This is a genomic window from Pseudomonas sp. EA_65y_Pfl1_P113 (genome assembly GCF_963970525.1).
Lineage (GTDB): Bacteria > Pseudomonadota > Gammaproteobacteria > Pseudomonadales > Pseudomonadaceae > Aquipseudomonas > Aquipseudomonas tritici.
Window position 1 is genome coordinate 179,336 of sequence record NZ_CAXAQM010000008.1, and the last position, 26,630, is coordinate 205,965.

Consider the following 26,630-nt stretch of genomic DNA (forward strand, 5'->3'; position numbering starts at 1 on the left):
CTTGTGCTATCCGGCTGAAATCGCCGAAGTACCCGATCAAAAACAAAAATGCCAGTCAGCTTAACTGACTGGCATTACGCCATGCGGCGGCCTTTTTTGTGGCTGCGTGTTCAGGTCAATCGATGTACTCGAAGACCTTGACGATTTTTTGCACGCCGGACACACCCTGCACCAGATTGGATGCACGGGTTGCTTCCGCCTGGGTCAGCAGGCCCATCAGGTAAACGATGCCGTTGTCGGTGACGACCTTGATGCGCGAACCAGGGATCGCGTTATCAGTGAGCATCTGCGCCTTGATCTTGGTGGTCAGCAGGGCGTCATTACTGATGGCCAGCAGAGTGATCGGTTCCATCACCTGCAACTCGTTGTGCACCTTCTTCACGCGCTGCACAGCGGCAGCGGCTTGCTCGGCCTGGGCCTTGAGGTCGGCGCGTGGTGTCTGGCCTGCTAGCAGCACGACGCCGTTGAAGCTGGTGACAACAATGCGTGATGCGCCGTTGCCCAGGTCGGTCGCGGCCTTGGCGACGTTGACTTCGACCTTGGTTTCGATCAGCGAGTCATCGATCTTGCTGCCGAAGGTACGGGTGCCCTTGTCGTCCTGAATAGGGGTGTCACGTGTTGCGGTGATGGCCGTGCTGCAGCCGCTGATAGCGAGGCACAGGGTAATGGCCAAAAGGCTGAGGCGGTTAACGGTCATTCTTCACTCCCAAACAGTTGGCTGTCGATCAGATCGCACAGGCAGTGGATCGCCAGCAGGTGGACTTCCTGAATACGTGCGGTGACATTGGCCGGGACGCGAATCTCCACGTCTTCCGGCAGCAGCAACGAGGCCATGCCGCCACCATCGCGTCCGGTCAATGCTACGACAATCATTTCGCGATCATGTGCGGCCTGGATCGCTTGAATAATATTCGCCGAGTTGCCGCTGGTGGAAATCGCCAGCAGCACGTCACCCGGTTGGCCCAGGGCGCGGATCTGCTTGGAGAAAATTTCGTTGTAGCTGTAGTCGTTGGCGATCGAGGTGATCGTCGACGAGTCGGTGGTCAAGGCAATGGCCGGCAGGCTCGGGCGCTCACGTTCGAAACGGTTGAGCAGCTCCGACGAAAAATGCTGGGCATCGCCGGCCGAACCGCCGTTGCCGCACGAGAGCATTTTGCCCTCGTTGAGCAGGGCATTGACCATGACCTGACTGGCTTGCTCGATGTGCGGTGCAAGTACGTCCATCGCCTGTTGCTTGGTGTCGATGCTGGCCTGGAAAAGCTGGCGAATTCGGGATTGCATGTCCATCTGTGTGACCTTAAGTAGCGCGGCTGTTTGGCACAGGAATGTGTAGCCCGCAAAGCAAAGAGCAAAAGTGTGTGGTGAAGATGTCCGGCGAATCAGCTGTCGAAGGCATTTTTAAGCCAGTTCAGATCAGCCTGACCAGACGGTGTGCTTTCTATGGCAACCACATCGAAACGGCAGGGGGCGTCGGCCCAGCGATGCTCTTTTTGCAGGAAAAACTGCGCCGCGAGTATCAGTTTCTGACGCTTGCGCCCGTCGATACTGGCGAGCGCGCCACCCCATTGTGCGTGTTTTCTGTAGCGGACCTCGACGAATACTACTGTATCGCCGTCAAGCATGACCAGATCAAGCTCGCCGCGTTTGCACAACCAGTTCTGCGCCAGTAGGCGCAGACCCTGCTGTTGCAAGTGTTTCAATGCTTGAAGTTCGGCTTCCTTGCCACTTTGTGCGCTGGACCGCTCGGGCATCAGCGCGGGGTGTCCGGCAGGCGCTGGATCCCGCCACCGACGAACTTGGCCCATGGCAGCTGGCGATCAACGCGCTGGTTGGTGCTGATGCCCAGGTTGCCCGAAAGGCCGTCAACACGGGTATCCGGCAATGCCTTGAGTTGGCCCAGGCGCGGCGCCAGGCGGTAGGCATCGACGCCCATCGCATACAGGCGGCCCAGGCTGCCATTGGCTTGCGGCCATTGGGCAGCAACCTGGTTGCGCAGAGGATCGGTGGTGTTGAGCAGCCAAGGGGTTTCGCAGAACATCACGTTAGTCATGTCCAGGTACTGGTTCTTGTCGCCGCTGGCGCTGAACACGTGGGACGTGGCGTACACCGGCAAATCACCGGCGTATTGGAAGTTCAGGGTCGGCTTGATCTGCTGGGCCAGCTGCGGGGTCACGGCCAGGAAGATGAACTCGATGTCCTGGCGACGCGAGGGTTGCGCGGCTACGTCGGTGCCGACGGTGCTTTGCAGGCTCTTGGCGCGGCCTTCGCTTTTACGCAGTTGGAGCAGTTCGGCAATTTGCTGGGCGAGGGCGACTGGCTGGTCGACATACTCGACACCCATCGCCGTGCCGCCATTGGCTTCCCAATCCTGGCGGAAGGCCTTGTAGACACGCTCGCCCCACTCACCACGTGGCACCATCGCCGCAGCGCGATGCAGGCCGTCGGCACGTGCGCGGCGCGATACTTCGCGGGCTTCGTCTTCAGCAGCCAGGCCGAACTGGAACAGCTGCGGCGGGCCTTGGTCAGTCTCGCTGTAGTTCAGCGCCAGGGTGGTAATCGGCAACTGCGCACGTGCACTGAGCTGTTTGACCAGTGGTTTTTCCAGCGGACCGACCACCAGTTGCACGCCTGCGGCCTGGGCCTTGGCGTAGAACTCATCAATGGAGGTCAGGCGCGAGCTGTCATAGAACTCGATGACTGGCGGCTTCTGCCCGGCTTGTTCAGCCTGGTAGTGCGCAGCTATGAAACCCTCGCGCAGTGCTTTGCCGACGGCGGCCAGCGGGCCGTCTTGGGGCAGCAGCAGGGCAATCTTGGTCAGGGGCTGGCTGGCCAGCTCCTTGAGTTTGATCAGCGGCGACGGCAGTTGCACGGCGGCTGGGTGGCCCGGGTTCTGTGCACGCCAGGTGTCGATCGCGGCTTGTTGTTGCTCCAGCGTACCGGCGCCCTTGACCGACTGGGCGAGGGTGATCCAGCCGTCCAGCACTGGGTTCCCGCTGGCTTGCAGCTGTTCGGCCGGCAGGGCGCCAATCAGTGCCCAGATGGCTTCGTGGTTGCTGTTGGCGGCATCGCCAGTGAGCAGCGGGGCCATGGCAACACGCTCACGCGCAGCCGCCAGGGTCTGGCCATCGGCCTCATAAGCACGGGCGTGCACGCTGCCTGTGCGGATCTGCTGTTCAGGCGGCAGGTCCTTCAGGTTTTGCAGGCTCGGGTGGTTCAGGGCGGTCAAGGCGGCCTTGGGCTGGTTGCGTGCCATGGCCAATTCGGCGGCCAGGGTGCTCGCAAAAACCTGCGGGGCTGGCTTGAGGATATCCAGGGGCACCTGCGCCAGAATCTGCGCCGAGCGCCCTGAGTTGTTCTGTTTGTAGGCCATGTCTGCCGCACTCAGGCGCAGCATGGCGGCCTTTTCTGGCGTGTTGGCAGTCGTGGCCTGTTCGAGCAGTTGCTCGATACTGGCGTCCGGAGTCCGTGGAAGGTCGCCAAGGCTGGACGAGGGCGAGCTGGCGCAAGCGGCCAGCAAGGCAGCGAGGCAGAGGGCGGAGAGCAGCCGCAGGCAAGCGATCATGTAAGTGTTCCTGATACCGATCAAATAAGCGTGGAATTGTACCCAAGCACTGGCCCAGGCGCGATGTTAGTGGCGTGAAACTGTCAATTTAGGTCGTGCAAATGTTGCTACCGGCGACTAACGGCTGAAACGGCATCGACCTTGATGGCATATTTTCAAGGCGCCTACGCGCTACAATGCCGCTTTTGCCAACCATCGAGGTGTGCGTTTTGACTGCTCCAGGTCCTTTGAATTCCACTTCAGGCTCGCTTTTTGTCGTGGCGACGCCCATTGGCAACCTGGACGACATCAGTGCGCGGGCGCTTAAGGTGTTGCGCGACGTCAAATTGGTCGCGGCTGAAGACACGCGGCACTCCCAGCGATTAATGCAGCATTTTGGTATCAGCACCCCACTTGCGGCCTGCCATGAACATAATGAGCGCGAAGAGGGCAGTCGTTTTATCGTGCGCCTGTTGGCCGGCGACGATGTGGCGCTGATCTCCGACGCGGGTACGCCGCTGATTTCCGACCCAGGCTACCATCTGGTGCGCCAGGCACGGGCTGCGGGTATCAATGTAGTGCCTGTTCCGGGGGCGTGCGCGCTGATCGCCGCATTGTCGGCGGCAGGTTTGCCCTCCGACCGTTTTATCTTCGAAGGTTTTCTGCCGGCCAAGGCCGTGGGCCGTCGCGCGCGTCTTCAGGCGTTGAAGGAAGAACCGCGCACCCTGATCTTTTACGAGGCCCCGCACCGCATCCTTGAATGCCTGCAAGACATGGAGCTGGTGTTTGGCGGCGAACGCCTGGCACTGCTGGCCCGTGAGCTGACCAAGACCTTTGAAACACTAAAGGGCCTGCCTTTGGAAGCGCTGCGCGGGTTTGTCGAGGGCGACAGCAATCAACAGCGCGGCGAGTGCGTGGTGCTGGTGGCGGGCTGGACGGCGCCGGAGGATGAAGACGCCGTGGGCAGCGAGGCGATGCGCATCCTTGACCTGCTGCTCAAGGAAATGCCCCTCAAGCGTGCTGCGGCCCTGGCGGCGGAAATTACCGGCGTTCGCAAGAACCTCTTGTACCAGGCTGCGCTGGATAAACAGAAAGCCGAATAGTTTTGGGCTAAAACCTGTATTCCGTCTGAACGTGATGGCAATTCTGAACTTTTATTACTTGTCCTAAGTCCGCCGTGCCGTTAACCTTCGCGGCGGAGAGTCGATTGGACAGTCGCTGCCTTCTATGAAAATTAGGAGGGGGAGGAAAGTCCGGGCTCCATAGGGCGAAGTGCCAGGTAATGCCTGGGAGGCGTGAGCCTACGGAAAGTGCCACAGAAAATAACCGCCTAAGCGCTTCGGTGCCGGTAAGGGTGAAAAGGTGCGGTAAGAGCGCACCGCACGACTGGCAACAGTTCGTGGCTAGGTAAACCCCACTTGGAGCAAGACCAAATAGGGTCCCAAGGCGTGGCCCGCGCTGGGACCGGGTAGGTTGCTAAAGGTGTCCAGTGATGGCCATCGTAGACGAATGACTGTTCAAGACAGAACCCGGCTTACAGATCGACTCTCCACCTTTTTTCTTCTGTCTGAATCTCGGGCGGAAACCGGTAGTAACGCAAGAATCCCTCCCTGCCAAATCATTGGCAGATGCATCTTCGTAATACCAAAAAAATCTTACTCTTAATAAATCACTTTAACTTTAAGCCATAGCTCTTTGAGCTATCTGCGCTTGTTGAGCCAAAAATACCGACGAACTCGGGTTTCTCCTCCGTTTACGCTCCTAAATCTCCGTTCTGTAAGGCTTTTCCTTGAATCCGCGCCTTGACGGTGTGGTGGGCGCATTCCTATAGTGTGCGCAAGTGGCGGAAAGTGGCACAAAGTGGGTTTTTTGAACGTAAAACGCTAAAATTTGGAGAAACGCATCTGTGTTTCGCGGAGCTAATGCAATCAGTCTCGATGCAAAAGGCCGTCTCGCTATGCCGAGCCGGTATCGTGACGAGCTGATTTCGCGAAGTTCCGGGCAGTTAATCATCACCATCGATGCCGTTGACCCTTGTTTATGTGTTTACCCGCTCGATGAGTGGGAGTTGATTGAAACCAAGCTGCGCGCCCTGCCTTCATTGCGTGAAGAAAACCGCCGCCTGCAGCGTTTGCTGATTGGTAATGCCGTCGACCTTGAACTCGATGGCAGCGGTCGCTTCCTGGTGCCTGCGCGTTTGCGCGAGTACGCCAAGCTGGATAAGCGCGCAATGCTGGTCGGCCAACTGAACAAGTTCCAATTGTGGGACGAAGATGCCTGGGATGCTGTTTCTGCAGCAGACCTGGCTGCTATTCAACAACCGGGCGCTATGCCTGATGAACTGCGTGATTTGATCCTGTGACTATTGATAGCGGCTTTAACCACATCACCGTGCTGCTTGACGAAGCCGTTGAGGCTCTCGCCGTACGCGCGGATGGCTGCTATTTGGATGGCACTTTCGGCAGGGGCGGGCATAGTCGGTTGATCCTCAGCCAGCTTGGGTCGGACGGTAAACTCCTCGGGTTTGACAAAGACCCCCAAGCGATTGCCACCGGGCAAGCGCTAGCGGCCGAAGACGGCCGCTTTGTCGTTGTGCAGCGTAGCTTTGCCGAACTGGGCGCTGAAGTCGCCGAGCGCGGCATGGCGGGCAAGGTGGCCGGGATTTTGCTCGACCTGGGCGTGTCTTCGCCACAGCTCGACGACCCGGAGCGCGGCTTCAGTTTCATGAACGACGGCCCGCTCGACATGCGCATGGACCCCACGCGTGGCGTCAGTGCTGCACAGTTCATCGCCACCGCACCCGTGGAAGAAATCGCCCGTGTGTTCAAGGAATACGGTGAAGAACGCTTCGCCGGTCGCATGGCCCGTGCCGTGGTCGAGCGCCGCGAAATCCAGCCATTCGAGCGCACCGCTGATCTCGCCGAAGTACTGAAAGTCGCCAACCCCGCGTGGGAAAAAGGCAAGAACCCGGCGACCCGTGCGTTCCAAGGCTTGCGTATTCACGTCAATAACGAATTGGGCGACCTGGAGGCCGGCCTCGAAGCTGCCCTCGAGGCGCTGGAAGTGGGCGGTCGACTTGTTGTGATCAGCTTCCACTCCCTGGAAGACCGTATCGTCAAACTGTTCATGCGTCGCCTGGTCAAGGGTGAGTCCGACAACCTGCCGCGCAACCTGCCGGTACGTTTCGACGCCTTTGTGCCGAAAATCAAAATCCATGGCAAGCCGCAGTTCGCTTCCGAGGCCGAACTCAAGGCTAACCCACGTTCCCGCAGTGCCGTCATGCGCGTCGCGGAGAAGTTACGGTGAGCAAGCTTTTTGCCAAGCCTCTTCCGGGCGGCAGCTTCTTCATGATGCTGTTGTACGTTGGCGTGCTGGTGTCCGCGATTGCGGTGTCCTACAGCGCGCACTACAACCGTCAATTGCTCAATACCCTGTACGGGGAATTGAGTGTGCGGGACAAGGCGCAAGCCGAGTGGGGCCGGCTCATCCTGGAGCAAAGCACCTGGACTGCCCATAGTCGCATCGAAGTGCTGGCCACCGAACAGTTGAAAATGCACATCCCCGGCGCGGCCGAAGTTCGCATGGTGACGCCATGATGAAGCTCGAAGGCGCACTCTACCCATGGCGCTTCCGCCTGGTGGTGGGGTTGCTGGCATTGATGGTGGGTGCGATCGCCTGGCGGATCATTGATCTGCAAGTGATCGACCGTGAGTTCCTGATCAGCCAGGGCGATGCACGTAGTCTGCGGCATATTCCGATTCCTGCGCACCGCGGCCTGATCACCGACCGTAATGGCGAGCCTTTGGCCGTCAGCACCCCGGTGACTACCCTGTGGGCAAACCCCAAGGAACTGCAGGTGGCCAAGGACCGTTGGCCAGCGCTTGCCGCTGCCCTCGGCCAAGACCCGAAAGCCTTGGCCCAGCGTCTGGAAGCGCAAGCCAACAAAGAATTCATCTACCTGGTTCGCGGCCTCACCCCCGAACAGGGCCAGCAAGTGCTCGATCTTAAAGTCCCCGGTGTCTACGGCATCGAGGAATTCCGTCGTTTCTACCCGGCGGGTGAAACCACCGCGCACATGGTCGGCTTTACCGACATCGATGACCACGGCCGAGAAGGCGTGGAACTCGCCTACGATGAATGGCTCGCCGGAGTTCCCGGCAAGCGACAAGTCATCAAGGATCGGCGCGGGAGGTTGATCAAGGATGTCCAGGTCACCAAAAACGCCAAGGCCGGTAAGCCCTTGGCGTTGTCGATTGACCTGCGCCTGCAATACCTGGCCAACCGCGAGCTGCGTAACGCGATCATCGAGAACGGCGCCAAGGCCGGCAGCCTGGTGATCATGGACGTGAAGACCGGCGAGATCCTTGCCATGGTCAACCAGCCGACCTACAACCCCAACAACCGTCGCAACCTGCAACCGGCGATGATGCGCAACCGCGCGATGATCGACGTGTTCGAACCAGGTTCGACCATGAAAGCCATCTCGATGAGTGCCGCCCTGGAAACCGGACGCTGGAAACCCAGCGACAAGGTCGAGGTGTACCCAGGCACCTTGCAGCTGGGAAAATACACCATTCGCGACGTATCGCGCTCCGAAGGTCCTGTGCTGGATTTGACAGGTATCCTGATCAACTCCAGTAACGTGGGCATGAGTAAGGTCGCCTTCGATATTGGTGGCGAAACCATTTACCACCTGGCGCAGAAGCTCGGTTTGGGCCAACCCACCGGCCTGGATTTCCCTGGCGAACGTGTGGGCAACCTGCCTAACTATCGCGACTGGAAAAAGGCCGAGACCGCCACACTTTCCTACGGCTACGGCCTGTCGGTGACGGCGATCCAACTGGCCCATGCTTTCTCTGTATTGGCAAATAATGGCCGGATGGTTCCACTGAGCCTGATCCACATCGACGAAGCGCCGAAAGCCACCCAGGTCATCCCGGAAAACGTCGCCAAGACCATCCAAGGCATGCTGCAACAAGTGATCGAAGCACCGCGCGGTGTATTCCGTGCCCAAGTGCCGGCGTATCACGTGGCCGGCAAGTCGGGTACCGCGCGCAAGACATCGGTCGGCACCAGGGGCTACGCCGAAAACTCCTACCGTTCGTTGTTCGCCGGCTTCGGTCCGATGAGCGACCCACGCTACGCCATCGTCGTCGTGATCGATGAGCCGAGCAAAGCGGGCTACTTCGGCGGCCTGGTATCGGCGCCGGTGTTCAGCAAAGTGATGTCCGGCACCCTGCGCCTGATGAACATCACGCCGGACAACCTGCCGCCGACTCAACAAGCGAGCGCCGGACCACCGACCGCTGCTGTAAAAGCCAATGGAGGGCGCGGCTGATGTCTCTTAGCCTGAACAAGATTTTTGCCCACGCTGGTCGCGATTTGTTGATTCGCGAGTTGAGCCTGGACAGTCGTAGTGTGCGTGCCGGTGACCTGTTCCTGGCCGTGCCTGGCGGTAAATTCGATGGCCGCGCGCATATCGCAGACGCGTTGCAGCGTGGTGCAGCCGCCGTGGCTTACGAAGTGGAAGGCGCTACCGTGCTGCCGATCACTGACGTGCCATTGATTCCGGTCAAAGGCCTGGCTGCGCAATTGTCCGACATTGCCGGCCGCTTCTATGGCGACCCGAGCCGCCAGCTCAATCTGGTCGGCGTGACCGGTACCAACGGAAAGACCAGCGTGACCCAATTGGTCGCCCAGGCCCTTGACCTGCTCGGCCAGCATTGCGGCATTGTTGGCACCTTGGGCACCGGTTTCTACGGCGCGCTGCACAGCGGCCTGCACACCACGCCAAACCCGATCGCCGTGCAAGCGACCCTGGCCGACCTGAAAAAGGCCGGTGCCAAGGCGGTTGCGATGGAAGTGTCGTCCCATGGCCTGGACCAGGGGCGCGTCACCGCGCTGGCGTTTGATGTGGCGGTGATGACCAACCTGTCCCGTGATCACCTGGACTACCACGGCACCATGGAAGCCTACGCGGCAGCCAAGGCCAAGCTGTTTGCCTGGAATGACCTCAAGTGCCGGGTCGTGAACCTGGACGACGCGTTTGGTCGCCAACTGGCAGCCGAAGACCGTGAATCGCGCCTGATCAGCTACAGCCTGGAAGACTCCAGCGCTTACCTGTATTGCCGCGAAGCCCAATTCAATGACGAAGGCGTGCGCGCCACCTTGGTTACACCGCAAGGCGAACACCATTTACGCAGCACCTTGCTCGGTCGCTTCAACCTGAGCAACGTACTCGCCGCTATCGGCGCGTTGCTCGGCCTGGACTACGCCCTGGACGAAATCCTGCGCGTACTGCCCAAGCTGGAGGGGCCGGCCGGTCGCATGCAGCGCCTGGGTGGCGGCACGCAGCCGTTGGTGGTGGTCGATTACGCCCACACGCCAGACGCTTTGGAAAAAGTACTGATGGCCCTGCGTCCGCACGCCAAGGGCAAATTGCTATGTCTGTTTGGTTGCGGCGGCGATCGCGATCGCGGCAAACGCCCGCTGATGGCCGACATTGTCGAACGCCTGGCTGATGGTGTGCTCGTCACCGACGACAACCCACGCAGCGAGGACCCGAGCCAGATTTTTGACGACATCCGTGTTGGCTTCAAAGAGGCGTCCAAGGTCACTTTCGTTGCCGGTCGCGGCGCCGCTATCGCCCAACTGATCGCCAGCGCCAGCGCTGACGACGTGGTCGTGCTGGCCGGCAAAGGTCACGAGGACTACCAGGAAATCAACGGCGAGCGGCATGCCTTCTCCGATCTGCTCGAGGCTGAGCATGCCTTGACGGCCTGGGAGGTCGCTCATGCTTAAAGCGATGACGTTCAGCGAACTTGCCCAGGCGCTGTCGGCCCGTGTGTTGTCGGGCGATTGCAGTTTCGACGGCGTCAGTATCGACAGCCGCGCCATCACGCCGGGGCAACTGTTTGTTGCCCTGACCGGTCCGCGTTTCGACGGTCATGACTACCTGAACGACGTCGCCGCCAAAGGCGCCGTCGGCGCGTTGGTGCAGCACGAAGTCGCCGACTCCACCTTGCCGCAATTGCTGGTCGCCGATACCCGTCTGGCCTTGGGCCAGCTGGGCGCGTTGAACCGCGCCGCCTTTGTTGATAAGCCGGTTGCAGCCATCACCGGCTCCAGCGGTAAGACCACGGTCAAGGAACTGCTTGCCGGTGTGCTGCGCACGCGCGGGCCGGTCCTTGCCACACGTGGCAACCTGAACAATGATTTCGGCGCTCCGCTGACCCTGCTTGAACTCGCCCCGGAACACACCGCGGCTGTGATCGAACTGGGCGCTTCGCGCGTCGGTGAAATTGCCTACACCGTGACCTTGACCAAGCCTCACGTGGCAATCATCAACAATGCCGGTACCGCCCACGTCGGCGAGTTCGGTGGCCCGGAAAAAATCGTCCAAGCCAAAGGTGAAATCCTTGAGGGCCTGGATGCGTCGGGCACTGCTGTTCTGAATCTTGACGACAAGGCTTTCGAAACCTGGCGGGTACGCGCTGCCGGGCGCAAGGTCCTGACGTTTGCCGTGCTGAATGCAGCGGCCGATTTCCATGCCTCCAACATCACGGTCGATGCGCGTGGATGCCCGTCCTTTACCTTGCATACTCCGCAAGGCAGTGAGCACGTTCAGTTGAACCTGCTGGGCAACCACAACGTCGCCAACGCCTTGGCCGCCGCCGCTGCTGCTTACGCCTTGGGCGTATCGTTGTTCGGTATCGCCACCGGGTTGGGCGCGGTGCAGCCGGTCAAGGGCCGCACTGTGGCGCAGTTGGCCACCAACGGCATGCGCGTGATTGATGACACGTACAACGCCAACCAATCCTCGGTCTGCGCCGCCATTGACCTGCTCAAAGGCTTTGACGGTCGCAAGGTACTGGTGCTGGGTGATATCGCCGAACTGGGCGAGTGGGCCGAACAGTCGCACCGTGAAGTCGGTGCGTATGCCGCAGGCAACGTTGACGCGCTCTACGCCGTCGGCCCGAACATGGCTCACGCGGTAAACAGCTTTGGTTCCGGCGCGCGGCATTTCGCGACCCAGGCCGAGCTGATCCAGGCGCTGACGGCGGCTGAACAAGACAAACACACAACCATTTTGATCAAGGGATCGCGCAGCGCGGTGATGGAAAACGTCGTCGCGGCCTTGTGTGGCTCAAGTACGGAGAAACATTAATGCTGCTGCTGCTGGCTGAGTATCTGCAACAGTTCCACAAAGGCTTCGCGGTCTTTCAGTACCTGACCCTGCGCGGGATCCTGGGTGTGCTGACCGCGCTGTCTCTGTCACTGTTTTTGGGGCCGTGGATGATCCGCACCCTGCAGAACCTGCAAATTGGTCAATCGGTTCGCAATGACGGCCCGCAGTCGCACCTGTCCAAATCCGGCACGCCGACCATGGGCGGCGCGCTGATCCTCTCGTCCATCGGCATCAGCACCTTGCTGTGGGCTGACCTGCACAACCGTTATGTCTGGACGGTGCTGCTGGTGACCTTGTTGTTCGGCGCCATCGGCTGGGTGGATGACTACCGCAAGGTGATCGAGAAAAACTCCAAGGGGCTGCCGAGCCGCTGGAAGTATTTCTGGCAATCGGTGTTCGGCCTGGGCGCAGCGATTTTCCTGTTCATGACGGCGCCGAGCGCCGTCGAGACCACCTTGATCATCCCAATGCTCAAGGACGCCAGCATTCCACTGGGCATCGGCTTTGTGGTGCTGACCTATTTCGTGATCGTTGGCTCAAGCAACGCGGTGAACCTGACTGACGGCCTCGACGGCCTGGCGATCATGCCGACGGTGATGGTCGGCGGTGCGCTCGGCATCTTCTGCTACCTGTCGGGTAACGTGAAATTCGCTGAATACCTGCTGATCCCTTACGTACCGGGCGCGGGTGAGTTGATCGTGTTCTGCGGCGCGCTGATCGGTGCTGGCCTGGGGTTCCTGTGGTTCAACACCTACCCGGCACAAGTCTTCATGGGCGACGTCGGCGCACTGGCACTGGGCGCGGCCCTGGGCACCATCGCGGTGATCGTTCGCCAGGAAATCGTGTTGTTCATCATGGGCGGTGTGTTCGTGATGGAAACCCTGTCGGTGGTCATCCAGGTGGCCTCCTTCAAATTGACCGGGCGTCGTGTGTTCCGCATGGCGCCGATTCACCACCACTTTGAACTCAAGGGCTGGCCCGAGCCGCGCGTGATTGTCCGTTTCTGGATCATCACCGTGATTCTGGTCCTGGTCGGCCTTGCCACCCTGAAACTGAGGTAGAAACGAGTGTCCCTGATCGCTTCAGACCACTTCCGCATCGTTGTCGGCCTCGGCAAGAGCGGCATGTCCCTGGTTCGCTTCCTGGCGAACCGGGGCACGTCGTTTGCCGTGGCCGACACGCGGGAAAATCCACCGGAGCTGGTCACGCTGCGCCGTGACTACCCGCACGTGGAAGTGCGTTGTGGCGAGTTGGATGTCGAGTTTCTGTGCCGTGCCGACGAGCTCTACGTGAGCCCCGGCCTGGCAATCGCGACACCGGCCCTGCAAGCCGCAGCAGCGCGGGGCGTCAAGCTGTCCGGCGACATTGATCTGTTCGCACGTAACGCGAAGGCACCGATCATCGCCATCAGCGGCTCGAACGCGAAAAGCACCGTGACCACTCTGGTTGGCGAGATGGCGGCGGCGGCCGGCAAGCGCGTGGCCGTGGGCGGCAACCTCGGCACGCCGGCGCTGGAACTGCTGAGCGACGACGTCGAGCTTTACGTGATGGAGTTGTCGAGCTTCCAGCTGGAAACGACTCACGACCTCGGTGCTGAAGTCGCCACCGTATTGAACGTCAGCGAAGATCACATGGACCGCTATAGCGGCCTGCCTGCGTACCATCTGGCCAAGCACCGGATCTTCCGTGGCGCCAGGCAAGTGGTGGTCAATCGCCAAGATGCATTGAGCCGCCCGCTGATGGGCGAGGGCCTGCCGTGCTGGACCTTCGGCCTCGGCAAGCCGGATTTCAAAACCTTCGGCATTCGCGAAGAGAGCGGCGAGAAATACCTGGCCTTCGAATTCCAGAACCTGATGCCGGTGCGCGAGCTGAAAATCCGTGGCGCACATAACCAGTCCAACGCCCTGGCGGCCTTGGCGCTCGGCCATGCCGTGGGCCTGCCGTTCGACGCTATGTTATCGGCCCTGCGCACCTTCGGCGGTCTTGAGCATCGCTGCCAGTGGGTCCGCGACCTGGATGGCGTGAGCTATTACAACGATTCCAAGGCCACCAACGTCGGTGCGGCGCTGGCTGCCATCGAGGGCCTTGGTGCCGATATCGAAGGCAAGCTGGTGCTGATCGCTGGCGGTGACGGCAAAGGTGCCGACTTCAAGGACCTTAAAGGTCCGGTCGCTGCACATTGCCGTGCCGTGGTGCTGATGGGGCGCGATGCTGACTTGATCGCTGCTACGTTGGGCGAAGGCGTGCAACACATACGCGCCACGTCCCTGGACGACGCCATCGCCCAGTGCAAAGCCCTTGCCCAGCCCGGCGATGCGGTCCTGCTGTCGCCGGCATGCGCCAGTTTCGACATGTTCAAGAACTACGAAGAGCGCGGCCAGCTGTTCGCCCGCGCCGTGGAGGCCTTGGCATGAGTATCGACTTCAGAAACATCATCAAGCCGTACCCGTCGCCGATTATTACCGGGCGCGGTATCGACCTGGATTTCCCAATGCTCGCCGGTTGCCTGGCCCTGCTTGGCCTGGGCCTGGTGATGATCACGTCGGCGTCCTCCGAAGTGGCCGCCGTGCAGTCGGGCAACACCCTGTACATGATGATCCGTCACTTGGTGTACCTGGTGATCGGCCTCGGTGCCTGCGTCGTAACCATGATGATCCCGATCGCTACCTGGCAACGCCTGGGTTGGCTGATGCTGATCGGTGCGTTTGGCTTGCTGGTCATGGTGATCCTGCCCGGCATCGGCCGCGAGGTGAACGGTTCGATGCGCTGGATCGGCTTCGGTGCGTTCAACGTGCAGCCTTCGGAAATCGCCAAGGTATTCGTGGTGATCTACCTCGCCGGCTACCTGGTGCGGCGCCAGAAAGAAGTGCGCGAAAGCTGGATGGGTTTCTTCAAGCCATTCATCGTGCTGCTGCCTATGGCCGGCCTGTTGCTGATGGAGCCCGACTTCGGTGCCACCGTCGTCATGATGGGCGCGGCGGCGGCGATGCTATTCCTCGGTGGCGTCGGGCTCGTACGCTTCGCCTTGATGGTCGTGCTGGCGGTGGTCGCGGTCTACCTTCTGGTCCTGGCGCAACCCTATCGGATGGCCCGCCTGATTACCTTTACCGATCCATGGTCCGATCAGTTTGGCGCGGGTTACCAGTTGACCCAGGCGCTGATCGCCTTTGGCCGCGGCGGGTGGTTTGGCGTGGGCTTGGGGAACAGTGTGCAGAAACAGTTTTACCTGCCGGAAGCCCACACCGACTTCGTGTTCTCGGTACTGGCGGAAGAGCTTGGTGTAGTGGGTTCGCTGTGCACTGTTGCGCTGTTTGTATTTGTCTGTGTGCGCGCCATGTACATAGGCCTGTGGGCAGAGAAAGCCAAGCAGTACTTTGCCGCCTACGTTGCGTATGGGTTGGCTTTCCTATGGATCGGCCAATTCCTGATTAACGTCGGGGTGAATATCGGTCGGCTGCCGACCAAGGGCCTGACCCTGCCGTTCCTCAGCTACGGCGGCAGTTCGTTGGTGATTTGCTGCATCTGTCTGGGCTTGTTGTTGCGTATCGAGTGGGAGAGTCGAACCCACTTGGGCAGCGAGGAGATGGAGTTCAGCGAAAGTGACTTCGCCGAGGAGCCGACCCATGGGCGCTAACGTGCTGATCATGGCGGGCGGCACCGGGGGCCATGTGTTCCCGGCCCTGGCCTGCGCGCGCGAATTTCAGAACCGTGGTTTCACCGTGCACTGGTTGGGAACACCGCGTGGCATCGAAAACGAATTGGTACCCAATGCCGGCTTGCCCCTGCACCTGATCAACGTCACCGGCCTGCGTGGCAAAGGCAAACTGTCCTTGCTCAAGGCGCCGTTTGTGTTGCTCAAGGCGGTATGGCAAGCGCGCAAGGTCATTCGCGAATTGAAACCGGTGTGCGTGCTCGGCTTTGGCGGTTACGTGACCGGCCCGGGTGGCGTCGCCGCCAAGCTTGCCGGCGTGCCGGTGATCGTGCACGAACAGAACGCCGTCGCCGGTACTGCCAACCGCCTGCTGGTGCCCTTGGCTGCACGGGTGTGTGAAGCGTTCCCGAATACGTTTGCAGCATCGGACAAGCGCCGCACCACCGGCAACCCGGTGCGCACTGAACTGTTTATGGACATCGCTCGCGAAGCATTGGCCGGGCGCAAGGCGCACCTGCTGATCCTGGGTGGAAGCCTCGGCGCCGAGCCGCTGAACAAACTGCTGCCGGAAGCCGTGGCGCAACTCCCTGTGGAAGTGCGCCCGGAGGTCTTCCATCAGGCCGGCAAGCATCACGATGAAGGCACCGCGACGCGCTACCGCGAAGCCGGTGTAGAGGCGAACGTACAGCCCTTCATCAAAGACATGGCCCAAGCCTATGGCTGGGCCGACCTGGTGGTTTGTCGCGCTGGTGCGCTGACCGTCAGTGAACTGGCCGCCGCCGGTCTGCCGTCCTTGCTGGTGCCTCTGCCCCACGCGATTGACGATCACCAGACCCGCAACGCCGAATATTTGGCCGGGGAGGGCGCTGCCTTCCTGCTGCCGCAAAGAACGACTGGCGCCGCCGATTTGGCCGCACGCCTGACCGAGGTTTTGATGCAACCGGAACGACTCAATAGCATGGCGAGCACCGCAAGCCGCCTGGCCAAACCTGACGCAACCCGCACCGTGGTCGATATCTGCCTGGAGGTGGCTCATGGTTGAGAATCAGAAAGCCATGCCGCAACCGGAAATGCGCCGCATCCGTCGCATCCACTTCGTCGGTATCGGCGGCGTGGGTATGTGCGGTATCGCCGAAGTACTGCTGAACCTGGGCTACCAGGTGTCCGGCTCTGACTTGAAAGAGTCGCCGGTCACCGAGCGCCTGAAAACCTTTGGCGCGCAGATCTTCATCGGCCACCGTTCCGAGAACGCCGCCGAAGCCGACGTGCTGGTAGTGTCCAGCGCTGTGAACACCTCCAACCCGGAGGTGGCCACGGCCCTTGAGCGCCGTATTCCCGTGGTGCCACGCGCCGAGATGCTTGCCGAGCTGATGCGCTATCGCCACGGCATTGCCGTTGCGGGTACCCATGGCAAAACCACCACGACCAGCCTGATCGCCTCGGTGTTCGCGGCCGGTGGCCTGGACCCAACGTTCGTGATCGGCGGCCGCCTGAATGCAGCCGGCACCAATGCCCAGCTCGGCACCAGCCGTTACTTGATCGCCGAAGCCGATGAAAGTGATGCGAGCTTCCTGCACCTGCAGCCGATGGTCGCCGTCGTCACCAACATCGACGAAGACCACATGGCGACGTACGACGGCGACTTCAACAAGTTGAAGAAAACCTTCGTCGAGTTCCTGCACAACCTGCCGTTCTACGGTCTGGCCGTGGTGTGCCTGGACGACCCGGTGGTGCGTGAAATCCTCCCATCGGTCAAGCGCCCAACCGTGACCTACGGCTTCAGCGAAGACGCCGACGTGCGCGCGATCAATGTGCGCCAGGAAGGCATGCAGACCTATTTCACCGTGCTGCGCCCGGACCGTGAACCGCTGGATGTCTCGGTGAACATGCCGGGCAACCACAACGTCTTGAACTCGCTGGCGACTATCTGCATTGCGAGTGACGAGGGCGTCAGCGATGAAGCCATCGTCGAAGGTCTGTCGCGCTTTGCCGGCGTGGGCCGTCGCTTCCAGGTCTACGGCCAACTGCCGGTAGAAGGCGGCGACGTGATGCTGGTGGACGACTATGGTCACCACCCCACCGAAGTGGCCGCCGTGATCAAGGCCGTGCGTGGTGGCTGGCCGGAGCGCCGCCTGGTGATGGTCTACCAGCCGCACCGTTACAGCCGTACCCGGGATTTGTACGACGATTTCGTCAATGTATTGGCCGATGCCAACGTGCTGTTGTTGATGGAAGTCTACCCGGCCGGTGAAGAACCGATCCCGGGTGCCGACAGCCGCAAGCTGTGTAACAGCATCCGTCAGCGTGGCCAGTTGGACCCGATCTACATAGAGCGCGGTGTGGACCTGGCCCCTATCGTCAAGCCACTGCTGCGTGCCGGCGACATTCTGCTGTGCCAGGGGGCCGGTGACATTGGCGGCCTTGCCCCGAAATTGTTGGCGAGCCCGCTGTTTGCGGCCGCGAAGGGGAGGTCGAAATGACCACTGACTACGGCTCCCTGTTCTCCACTGTCACGCCTGCCGACTTCGGTCGCGTGGCGGTGCTGTTCGGCGGCAAAAGCGCTGAACGCGACGTGTCGCTCAAGTCCGGCAACGCCGTGCTTGAAGCCCTGCAAAGCGCTGGTGTGAACGCGTTTGGTATCGACGTAGGCGACGACTTCCTCGCCCGCCTGCAGGCCGAGAAAATTGACCGCGCCTTCATCATCCTGCACGGCCGTGGCGGTGAAGACGGCAGTATGCAAGGCCTGCTGGAGTGCGCTGGCATTCCTTATACCGGCAGCGGCATCCTCGCGTCGGCATTGGCCATGGATAAGCTGCGCACCAAGCAGGTGTGGCACAGCCTGGGCATTCCGACCCCGCGTCACAGCGTGCTGTGCAGCGAAGACGATTGTATTTCTGCAGCCAAGGAACTGGGCCTGCCTTTGATCGTCAAACCAGCCCATGAAGGCTCCAGTATCGGCATGGCCAAAGTGAACTCGGCCGCCGAATTGATCGACGCATGGAAAGCGGCAAGCACCTACGATTCGCAAGTATTGGTTGAACAGTGGATCCAGGGTCCCGAGTACACCATCGCCACCCTGCGTGGCCAGGTATTGCCGCCCATCGCATTGGGCACGCCCCACACCTTTTACGACTACGACGCCAAGTACGTGGCTTCCGATACCCAGTACCGGATCCCGTGCGGCCTTGATGCAACCAAAGAACAGGAATTGATGGACCTCACGGCGAAAGCCTGTGAGGCGCTGGGTATCGCCGGTTGGGCGCGGGCAGACGTGATGCAGGATGACCAAGGGAATTTCTGGTTCCTTGAAGTCAACACCGCTCCGGGCATGACCGATCACAGCCTGGTGCCCATGGCCGCTCGCGCAGCCGGTCTGGATTTTCAGCAGTTGGTGCTGGCGATCCTCGCGGCAAGCATTGAGCCCAGAGGCTAAGACATGAAAGGCGCATCGCTTCGTCATCAGCCCGCACAAGCACCGAACCGCAAGCCGGTGCCTCGGGGTGCCAGCCGAATGGTGGCTAAAGAGCCGATGTCGGCGCGCCTGCCGAAAGCCAATTTTGGTTTCCTCAAGGCGCTGTTCTGGCCGGTGCTGCTGGTGGTGTTGGGTTTTGGCACTTACGAGGGCGCACAGCGTCTACTGCCGTACGCCGACCGGCCGATCACCAAGATCAGTGTGCAGGGCGACTTGAGCTACATCAGCCAGCAAGCGGTACAGCAGCGCATCGGCCCGTACCTGGCGGCGAGCTTCTTTACCATCGACCTGGCCGGTATGCGCGCGGAGCTGGAACAGATGCCGTGGATCGCCCACGCCGAAGTCCGCCGTGTATGGCCGGACCAGGTAACGATCCGCCTGGAAGAACAACTGCCCGTGGCCCGTTGGGGCGATGAAGCGCTGTTGAACAACCAGGGCCAGGCGTTCACCCCGCGTGAGCTGGCCAACTACGAGCACCTGCCGCAGTTGTTCGGGCCACAGCGGGCGCAGCAGCAAGTGATGCAGCAGTACCAGGTCTTGAGCCAGATGCTGCGGCCACTGGGCTTCTCCATTGCACGCCTGGAGCTGCGTGAACGGGGCAGCTGGTTTTTGACGACCGGGGCTGGCAGTTCCGGCCCGGGCATCCAGTTGTTGCTGGGACGCGACCGCTTGGTGGAAAAGATGCGCCGCTTCATTGTCATCTATGACAAGACCTTGAAAGAACAGATTACGAACATTGCGAGCGTCGACCTGCGTTACGCCAACGGCCTTGCCGTCGGCTGGCGTGAACCGGCTGCGCCCACGGCAGCGCAACCCGCTGTCGCGAAGAATTAAGAAGAGGCAGGACCCATGGCAAACGTGCAAAGCGGCAAAATGATCGTCGGTCTCGATATCGGCACCTCCAAAGTGGTGGCGCTGGTGGGCGAGGTTGGGGAAGACGGCACGATCGAAATCGTCGGTATTGGCACGCATCCGTCCCGTGGCCTGAAGAAGGGCGTGGTGGTGAACATCGAGTCCACCGTGCAATCGATCCAGCGCGCTATCGAAGAAGCGCAACTGATGGCCGGTTGCCGGATCCATTCGGCGTTTGTCGGCGTGGCGGGCAACCATATCCGCAGCCTGAACTCCCACGGCATCGTGGCGATCCGCGACCGCGAAGTCAGCTCGGCTGACCTTGAGCGTGTACTCGACGCTGCCCAGGCCGTGGCGATCCCGGCTGACCAGCGTGTGCTGCACACCCTGCCGCAGGACTACGTGATCGATAACCAGGAAGGCGTTCGTGAGCCTCTGGGCATGTCGGGCGTGCGCCTGGAAGCCAAGGTCCACGTGGTGACCTGCGCCGTCAACGCTGCACAAAACATTGAGAAATGCGTGCGCCGCTGTGGCCTGGAAATCGACGACATCATTCTCGAGCAACTGGCCTCGGCCTACTCGGTACTGACCGACGATGAAAAAGAACTGGGCGTATGCCTGGTCGACATCGGCGGCGGCACCACCGACATCGCGATCTTCACCGAGGGTGCGATCCGTCACACCGCCGTGATCCCGATTGCCGGCGACCAGGTGACCAACGACATCGCCATGGCGCTGCGTACACCGACCCAGTACGCCGAAGAAATCAAGATCCGCTACGCCTGCGCCCTGGCCAAGCTGGCCGGTGCCGGCGAGACCATCAAAGTGCCAAGCGTGGGCGACCGTCCACCGCGCGAATTGTCGCGTCAGGCCCTGGCCGAAGTGGTCGAGCCGCGCTACGACGAGCTGTTCACCCTGATCCAGGCTGAACTGCGTCGCAGCGGCTACGAAGATTTGATCCCGGCCGGCATCGTGCTGACCGGTGGTACTTCGAAGATGGAAGGCGCGGTCGAGCTGGCCGAGGAAATCTTCCACATGCCCGTCCGCCTGGGCTTGCCCCATGGCGTCAAAGGCCTGGGCGACGTGGTACGCAACCCGATTTATTCCACCGGTGTGGGCTTGCTGTTGTACGGGCTGCAAAAGCAGGCCGACGGCATTTCCTTGTCGGGCCCGAGCAACCGTGACAGTTACCGCAGCGACGACGAGGCGAAAGCGCCGTTGTTCGAGCGTTTGCAGGCATGGGTCAAGGGCAACTTCTAAAGAAGTAGCTTCAAGCGGCAAGTTACAAGCTTCAAGTAACACGCTTCAAGCTTGCAGCTAATAGCTTGCAACTTGTAGCTGATGTAAAGCAGTAGGCGAAAAAACTAGAGAAAATGAAAGGAGAGGGAACATGTTCGAACTCGTAGACAACATCCCCGCTAGCCCGGTCATCAAAGTGATCGGTGTCGGCGGTGGCGGCGGTAACGCTGTGAACCATATGGTCAAGAGCAACATTGAAGGCGTTGAATTCATCTGCGCCAACACTGATGCCCAGGCGCTGAAAAGCATCGGCGCGCGGACCATCCTGCAATTGGGCACAGCCGTGACCAAAGGCCTCGGCGCTGGCGCCAATCCGGAAGTCGGCCGTCAAGCCGCGCTGGAAGACCGTGAGCGTATTGCTGAAGTGCTGCAAGGCACCAACATGGTGTTCATCACCACCGGCATGGGCGGCGGTACCGGTACCGGTGCTGCGCCGATCATTGCCGAAGTGGCCAAGGAAATGGGCATTCTGACGGTGGCTGTCGTCACCCGTCCGTTCCCGTTCGAAGGTCGCAAGCGCATGCAGATCGCCGACGAAGGCATCCGTCTGCTGTCTGAAAGCGTCGACTCGTTGATCACCATTCCCAACGAGAAGCTGCTGACCATCCTGGGCAAGGACGCAAGCCTGCTGTCCGCGTTCGCCAAGGCTGACGATGTACTGGCCGGTGCCGTTCGCGGTATCTCCGACATCATCAAGCGCCCAGGCATGATCAACGTCGACTTTGCCGACGTACGCACTGTCATGAGCGAAATGGGCATGGCGATGATGGGCACTGGCTGCGCCAGCGGTCCGAACCGTGCACGTGAAGCGACTGAGGCGGCCATCCGCAACCCGTTGCTCGAAGACGTGAACCTGCAAGGCGCACGCGGCATCCTGGTGAACATCACCGCCGGTCCTGACCTGTCCCTGGGTGAGTACTCCGACGTGGGTAGCATCATCGAAGCCTTCGCTTCCGAGCACGCGATGGTCAAAGTCGGTACCGTTATCGATCCAGACATGCGTGATGAATTGCACGTGACCGTGGTTGCGACCGGCCTGGGCGCTAAAATCGAGAAGCCTGTAAAGGTGATCGACAATACCGTTCATACCAGCCACAACAGCCACGCCAGCCAAGCGGCTGCTGCTCCAGCGCCTTCGCGCCAGGAACTGCCGTCGGTGAACTACCGTGATCTGGACCGTCCGACCGTGATGCGCAACCAGGCTCAGGCCGGTGCTGCTGCGTCCCGTAGCCCGAATCCGCAAGATGATCTGGACTATCTGGACATCCCGGCATTCCTGCGTCGTCAGGCCGATTGATGGAATGTATCAGGGCTATGAAGGTGATTGGTGTTCAGCAAAGGTCTGGTCTGCTATTATCGCCAGCCTTTGTTGATACCAGTTCGCAATTTGCGCTCAAGCGGTCCAAGCCATGATTAAACAACGCACCCTGAAGAATATTATCCGTGCCACAGGTGTAGGTCTGCACTCCGGGGAGAAGGTATACTTGACCCTCAAACCTGCACCTGTCGACACCGGCATCGTGTTTGTTCGTGCCGACCTGGACCCTGTGGTGCAGATTCCTGCTCGCGCGGAAAACGTTGGCGAAACCACGATGTCGACCACATTGGTCAACGGTGACGTCAAAGTGGACACGGTGGAGCACTTGCTCTCGGCCATGGCTGGCCTGGGCATCGATAACGCCTACGTCGAGCTCTCCGCGTCCGAAGTCCCGATCATGGATGGCAGCGCTGGACCCTTCGTATTCTTGATTCAATCTGCCGGCCTGGAAGAACAGGACGCAGCCAAGAAGTTCATTCGCATTCTGCGGGAAGTGACAGTAGAAGACGGCGACAAGCGCGCCACCTTCGTCCCGTTCGAAGGCTTTAAAGTGAGCTTTGAGATCGATTTCGATCACCCGGTATTCCGTGACCGCACACAAAGTGCAAGCGTGGATTTTTCCAGCACTTCGTTCGTAAAAGAAGTCAGCCGCGCCCGTACCTTTGGTTTCATGAGTGACATCGAGTACCTGCGCAAGCACAACCTCGCACTCGGCGGCAGCGTTGAAAACGCCATTGTGGTCGACGCGGATGGTGTACTGAACGAAGACGGCCTTCGCTACGAAGACGAATTTGTGAAGCACAAGATCCTCGATGCAATCGGTGACCTCTACCTGTTGGGCAATAGCCTGATAGGCGAGTTCAAAGGCTTCAAGTCGGGCCATGCCCTTAACAACCAGTTGCTGCGCAAGTTGATTGAGCAGACAGATGCTTGGGAAGTTGTGACCTTCGAAGATGCCAGCACCGCACCGATCTCTTACATGCGTCCCGTCGCGGCGGTGTAAGTAACAACTCTCTTTCTTTAGTTTTGAAAGGCTGCCTTCGGGTGGCCTTTTTTATGTGCGCTGTTTCTGAGAGCAAAGCAACTCGAATGTGGGGCTGTCGAGCCCCAGCGGGGCTGCGGTGGGATCACCTCATTGTGCCTGCAGTAACGAGTCGTCTGCATCCCAGGCGAGCCAGCTCCCACATTGACCGGGCTCACACATCTCGCAGTGATGCAGCATCCACAATTCTATTGCGCCCACTGTGCTTGGCCTCATACAGCGCCCGATCCGCACTCAACAACAACGCCTCCAGCGACATGTGACTGCGCTTGTCCCAAGTGCTCACGCCGATACTCACGGTAATCGGCCGCTCATCCCCTGCCACCCGTGGCAAATGCTCGATGCTGCTGCGGATGTGCTCGGCAATCACCCTGGCGCCCTTGGCATCGGTATGCGGCAGCACCACTGCAAACTCTTCTCCACCATAGCGCGCGGCCAGGTCGCCAGGGCGACGGATGTTGCTGACGATCACTTGGGCCACGGTGCGCAACGCTTCGTCCCCACCGTGATGGCCGTGGCGGTCGTTGAAGGCTTTGAAGTGGTCTACGTCAATCATCAGCACCGTCAGTGGCTCGGCCGAGCGCTGGGCGCGCTCCCATTCCAGGCGCAGGCGTTCGTCGAGGATGCGGCGGTTGGCCAGGCCGGTCAGGGCATCGGTGGCTGCCAGTTCTGACAGTACACGTTCAGCGCGATAACGGCGCCGCAGTTCCCGGCGCAGCATCCAGGTCAGCCATAACACGCCAATACACAGGATGCCGGTGGCCCCACTGGTGAGCAGCGCGGCGCGCTTCCATGGCGCCAGCACGTCTTGGCTGGACAGCGCCACCACCACGATCAGCGGCAATGCCCCGACATTAGTGAACGTATACAGGCGCTCCTTGCCGGTGATGGTCGAGATGGCCTGAAAACTCCCGCTGCCTTCATCGAGCATGCGTTTGAAGTTCGGACGATCGCTCAGGTCCTTGTCAATCATGTCGCGCTCCAGCAGTGGTTGCTGGGCTAACAGAATGCCGCGGTTGTTGAGCAGGTTGACCGAGCTGCCGTTGCCGATCGTCAGGCGACTGAACAGTTGGTCGAAATAAGCCAGGCGCATGGTCGCTACCGCTACGCCGGCAAACTCGCCATTGGGGCCTGATACGCGCCGGCTGAATGCAATGCGCCACACTTGGTCGCAGTGACAGTGGATGTGGAATGGACGACTGATATACAACTCCGTTTGCTCAGCGTTTTTGTGTGCCAGGAAATAGTCACGGTTGGCGAAATTACGCGGTGTCGGCGTGAGTGTCGACGAGTCTGCGATCACTGAACCATTGGCGTCCAGCAGCAGGACCTCGCCTTTGAAAGGCGCGGCGATGGATTGATCAAACTGCACCAGGTGCTGGATGGCCGCCGATGCCTGGGACAAGTCCTGATGCTGCCTGGCAGTGATCAATCCCTGCAAGGCAAAGTCATAGAGTTCGACGTTACGCAACACGTCGGCGTTGATCAGTTGTGTGATGTTGCTCGTCGAGCGTTGAGCGGCCTGCAAGGTGCTGGCGTGTTCACGAATCAACAGCGCCGCGACAATGATCACAATCAAGGTCACGGTGAAACCGCTGCCCAGAATCAGTAACAGCTCCGGGCGCGCAGGCAGGGTACGAGTGCGGCGTTGGCTCATCGCGCAGGCTTCAGCAGGGAAGATACTGGCAGTTTAGCCCTACCCGATGAAAATCAAATAATCGCCGCGAAAGAAATGAGAGTGTCAGAACACGTTGATCGGATAGTCGACGATCACCCGATATTCATCCACATCCCGATCCACCGCTGAGTAACCGTTGCTGCCCCGGTTGACCGCCCATTGCAGGCGCAATGCCAAGTCCTTGGCCTTGCCGCCTTGTACCACGTACTTCACATCGATATCCCGTTCCCAGTGCTTGGCGTTCTTACCGTCAGCGCTGTACCAGGCGCTGTAGCCACGGCTTTGCGGATCGACCTTGGTCAGGTCGGTCTTGCCGCTGATATAGGACACGGCCGTGCTCAGGCCGGGTAGGCCCAGGCCGCCGAAGTCATAGGCGTACCTGAGCTTCCACGAGCGTTCGTTGGGGCCGTTGAAGTCGGAGTATTGCTGTGAGTTGTCCAGGTACACACTATCGCCCTGGGCAATGTAGTCGAACGGCGTGTTGCCATTGACTCGCTGGTAGGCGGCGGTGACGCTGTGATGGCCCGCGTTCACGGTGAAATGCAGGCTGTAAGTATTGTTATCAATATCTCCCAGTAGCGACTGCCCGGTGTCCTGGGTGTGATAGTAGTGCAGGCCGGGGTTGAGACTGATCATCTCGTTCACCACATAGGTGTAGTCCAGGTCGTAGTAGTACTGGTTCCACACGTCCTTGAGTTCTGAGGCGTAGAGGTTGCTGGTCAGCCCATCGATGCCGCTGAACGACATGCCTGCCCAGTTCATGTGCTGGCTGTCCGCGTTGTTCGGCAGAGCGCCGTAGCTGGTGCCGATGCGCCGGTGGCCGCTCTGGTTATAAAGCTTGGTGAAGCTGGCCTGACCACCTTCGAACATCCAGCCATCCAGGCTGTGGTTGGCCAGGCTCACGCCGCGGAAGGTCTGTGGCAGCATGCGCGTCATGCCGCCGGCGATCACCGGGTTATTCAGAAACAGGTCGCCGGCTTTCAGCTCGGTATCGAACACACGCATTTTCAAGGTGCCACCGGCTGTGGAAAACGAGCCGGGTGCCTTGCCGTTGCCACTGCCGTAGGGAAGGATGCTGGAGCCATCAGTGCCGCCACCGCCGTCGAGCTTGAGGCCAAGCATGGCGTGAGCGTCCAGGCCGAAGCCGAGAGTGCCCTGAGTGTAGCCGGATTCAAAAGTGCCGATGAAACCCTGGCCCCATTCTTTGCTGTCATCGGTGTGGATGTCGCGCCGGTCGCGGTTCATGTAGTAATTGCGGGCGTTTAGCGTGAGGCTGGAACCTTCGACAAAGCCATCGGCAGGGGGAGTGTCTGCCGCATGGGCAAGAGGGGCAATCGTTGCTGCAATCGCGAGGAATAACGGGGTGAACGTCAGCGAGTTCTTCACCGGTGGAGCTCCTTTGGTCAATCTGGAACGGCCAATGTCGTGGGGGTGTGCCTGGCCTTTTTTATGGCAAAAAAAAGGTTCTTCACGGAATCACGGGAAAGACAGAAACAAGAACGCCGATTTGATGGATGATGTTCGTGCGAGCAAACACATCTAAAAAACCGGCGTTCTTATGCGTGATATTAATACTTTTCTTCCCTTT

23 protein-coding genes and 1 other RNA gene are annotated in these 26,630 nt (G+C 60.2%); 18 read left to right on the plus strand and 6 right to left on the minus strand.

Features of this window, described 5'->3' with window-relative positions; all coding sequences use genetic code 11:
• Positions 1 to 115: 115 nt before the first annotated feature.
• From AACY52_RS10615 to AACY52_RS10630, 4 genes are all read right to left on the minus strand, one after another.
• The gene (locus AACY52_RS10615; protein ID WP_065875057.1) at positions 116 to 697 is read right to left on the minus strand and encodes a BON domain-containing protein; all 582 of its coding nucleotides are present in this window, start codon (positions 695 to 697) and stop codon (positions 116 to 118) included.
• Complete coding sequence (locus tag AACY52_RS10620) at positions 694 to 1,287, minus strand: phosphoheptose isomerase (RefSeq protein WP_007904374.1); 594 nt, start codon at positions 1,285 to 1,287, stop codon at positions 694 to 696. The genes AACY52_RS10615 and AACY52_RS10620 overlap by 4 nt, the downstream gene beginning before the upstream one ends.
• A gap of 92 nt (positions 1,288 to 1,379) precedes the next feature.
• On the minus strand, positions 1,380 to 1,751 hold the full coding sequence (locus AACY52_RS10625) for a YraN family protein (RefSeq protein WP_286842435.1): 372 nt from the start codon (positions 1,749 to 1,751) through the stop codon (positions 1,380 to 1,382).
• Positions 1,751 to 3,562, minus strand: coding sequence for a penicillin-binding protein activator (locus AACY52_RS10630; protein WP_339427145.1), 1,812 nt, complete (start codon positions 3,560 to 3,562; stop codon positions 1,751 to 1,753). Before AACY52_RS10630 ends, AACY52_RS10625 begins: the two co-directional genes overlap by 1 nt.
• 176 nt (positions 3,563 to 3,738) lie before the next feature.
• Between AACY52_RS10630 and rsmI the strand changes: the two genes are divergently transcribed.
• The 18 genes from rsmI to lpxC all read left to right on the plus strand — a co-directional run bounded on the left by rsmI (position 3,739) and on the right by lpxC (position 23,325).
• Positions 3,739 to 4,644 carry a 16S rRNA (cytidine(1402)-2'-O)-methyltransferase gene (gene rsmI, locus AACY52_RS10635; protein ID WP_339417572.1) on the plus strand — a complete coding sequence of 302 codons (906 nt, stop codon included), beginning with the start codon at positions 3,739 to 3,741 and terminating at the stop codon, positions 4,642 to 4,644.
• A 96-nt stretch (positions 4,645 to 4,740) separates the two neighbouring features.
• Positions 4,741 to 5,094: RNase P RNA component class A (rnpB, locus tag AACY52_RS10640), an RNA gene on the plus strand.
• A 353-nt stretch (positions 5,095 to 5,447) separates the two neighbouring features.
• A complete protein-coding gene (mraZ, locus tag AACY52_RS10645; RefSeq protein WP_339417574.1) occupies positions 5,448 to 5,903 on the plus strand; it encodes a division/cell wall cluster transcriptional repressor MraZ in 456 nt (151 codons plus the stop codon).
• Positions 5,900 to 6,847: a 16S rRNA (cytosine(1402)-N(4))-methyltransferase RsmH gene (gene rsmH / locus AACY52_RS10650; protein WP_370467843.1), complete on the plus strand. Its 948-nt coding sequence runs from the start codon at positions 5,900 to 5,902 to the stop codon at positions 6,845 to 6,847. Before mraZ ends, rsmH begins: the two co-directional genes overlap by 4 nt.
• Positions 6,844 to 7,137, plus strand: coding sequence for a cell division protein FtsL (gene ftsL, locus AACY52_RS10655; protein ID WP_339417576.1), 294 nt, complete (start codon positions 6,844 to 6,846; stop codon positions 7,135 to 7,137). Before rsmH ends, ftsL begins: the two co-directional genes overlap by 4 nt.
• Positions 7,137 to 8,879 carry a penicillin-binding protein 2 gene (locus tag AACY52_RS10660; RefSeq protein ID WP_339417606.1) on the plus strand — a complete coding sequence of 581 codons (1,743 nt, stop codon included), beginning with the start codon at positions 7,137 to 7,139 and terminating at the stop codon, positions 8,877 to 8,879. The genes ftsL and AACY52_RS10660 overlap by 1 nt, the downstream gene beginning before the upstream one ends.
• Positions 8,879 to 10,342, plus strand: a complete 1,464-nt coding sequence (locus AACY52_RS10665) for a UDP-N-acetylmuramoyl-L-alanyl-D-glutamate--2,6-diaminopimelate ligase (protein ID WP_339417578.1) — start codon at positions 8,879 to 8,881, stop codon at positions 10,340 to 10,342. Before AACY52_RS10660 ends, AACY52_RS10665 begins: the two co-directional genes overlap by 1 nt.
• Complete coding sequence (gene murF, locus AACY52_RS10670) at positions 10,335 to 11,708, plus strand: UDP-N-acetylmuramoyl-tripeptide--D-alanyl-D-alanine ligase (protein WP_339417580.1); 1,374 nt, start codon at positions 10,335 to 10,337, stop codon at positions 11,706 to 11,708. The genes AACY52_RS10665 and murF overlap by 8 nt, the downstream gene beginning before the upstream one ends.
• Positions 11,708 to 12,790, plus strand: coding sequence for a phospho-N-acetylmuramoyl-pentapeptide-transferase (mraY, locus tag AACY52_RS10675; RefSeq protein WP_065875052.1), 1,083 nt, complete (start codon positions 11,708 to 11,710; stop codon positions 12,788 to 12,790). The genes murF and mraY overlap by 1 nt, the downstream gene beginning before the upstream one ends.
• Before the next feature lie 6 nt (positions 12,791 to 12,796).
• Complete coding sequence (murD, locus tag AACY52_RS10680; RefSeq protein ID WP_339560476.1) at positions 12,797 to 14,143, plus strand: UDP-N-acetylmuramoyl-L-alanine--D-glutamate ligase; 1,347 nt, start codon at positions 12,797 to 12,799, stop codon at positions 14,141 to 14,143.
• Complete coding sequence (gene ftsW / locus AACY52_RS10685) at positions 14,140 to 15,363, plus strand: putative lipid II flippase FtsW (RefSeq protein ID WP_339417582.1); 1,224 nt, start codon at positions 14,140 to 14,142, stop codon at positions 15,361 to 15,363. The genes murD and ftsW overlap by 4 nt, the downstream gene beginning before the upstream one ends.
• Entirely contained in the window at positions 15,353 to 16,423 is a 1,071-nt protein-coding gene (gene murG, locus AACY52_RS10690) for an undecaprenyldiphospho-muramoylpentapeptide beta-N-acetylglucosaminyltransferase (protein ID WP_339417583.1), read from the plus strand. Before ftsW ends, murG begins: the two co-directional genes overlap by 11 nt.
• Positions 16,416 to 17,861 (plus strand): UDP-N-acetylmuramate--L-alanine ligase, encoded by a 1,446-nt coding sequence (gene murC / locus AACY52_RS10695; RefSeq protein ID WP_339417584.1) that lies wholly within the window; start codon positions 16,416 to 16,418, stop codon positions 17,859 to 17,861. Before murG ends, murC begins: the two co-directional genes overlap by 8 nt.
• Entirely contained in the window at positions 17,858 to 18,814 is a 957-nt protein-coding gene (locus AACY52_RS10700; protein ID WP_339417585.1) for a D-alanine--D-alanine ligase, read from the plus strand. The genes murC and AACY52_RS10700 overlap by 4 nt, the downstream gene beginning before the upstream one ends.
• 3 nt (positions 18,815 to 18,817) lie before the next feature.
• Positions 18,818 to 19,687, plus strand: coding sequence for a cell division protein FtsQ/DivIB (locus AACY52_RS10705; RefSeq protein ID WP_339417587.1), 870 nt, complete (start codon positions 18,818 to 18,820; stop codon positions 19,685 to 19,687).
• A gap of 15 nt (positions 19,688 to 19,702) precedes the next feature.
• Positions 19,703 to 20,965, plus strand: a complete 1,263-nt coding sequence (gene ftsA, locus AACY52_RS10710; RefSeq protein WP_339417589.1) for a cell division protein FtsA — start codon at positions 19,703 to 19,705, stop codon at positions 20,963 to 20,965.
• A 130-nt stretch (positions 20,966 to 21,095) separates the two neighbouring features.
• Complete coding sequence (gene ftsZ, locus AACY52_RS10715) at positions 21,096 to 22,301, plus strand: cell division protein FtsZ (RefSeq protein ID WP_065875044.1); 1,206 nt, start codon at positions 21,096 to 21,098, stop codon at positions 22,299 to 22,301.
• A 112-nt stretch (positions 22,302 to 22,413) separates the two neighbouring features.
• Positions 22,414 to 23,325 (plus strand): UDP-3-O-acyl-N-acetylglucosamine deacetylase, encoded by a 912-nt coding sequence (gene lpxC, locus AACY52_RS10720; protein WP_003171886.1) that lies wholly within the window; start codon positions 22,414 to 22,416, stop codon positions 23,323 to 23,325.
• A gap of 193 nt (positions 23,326 to 23,518) precedes the next feature.
• Here lpxC and AACY52_RS10725 read toward each other — a convergent pair whose 3' ends face one another.
• Entirely contained in the window at positions 23,519 to 25,021 is a 1,503-nt protein-coding gene (locus AACY52_RS10725; protein ID WP_339417609.1) for a GGDEF domain-containing protein, read from the minus strand.
• A gap of 84 nt (positions 25,022 to 25,105) precedes the next feature.
• Positions 25,106 to 26,428, minus strand: coding sequence for an OprD family porin (locus AACY52_RS10730; RefSeq protein ID WP_339417611.1), 1,323 nt, complete (start codon positions 26,426 to 26,428; stop codon positions 25,106 to 25,108).
• Between the last annotated feature and the right edge of the window lie 202 nt (positions 26,429 to 26,630).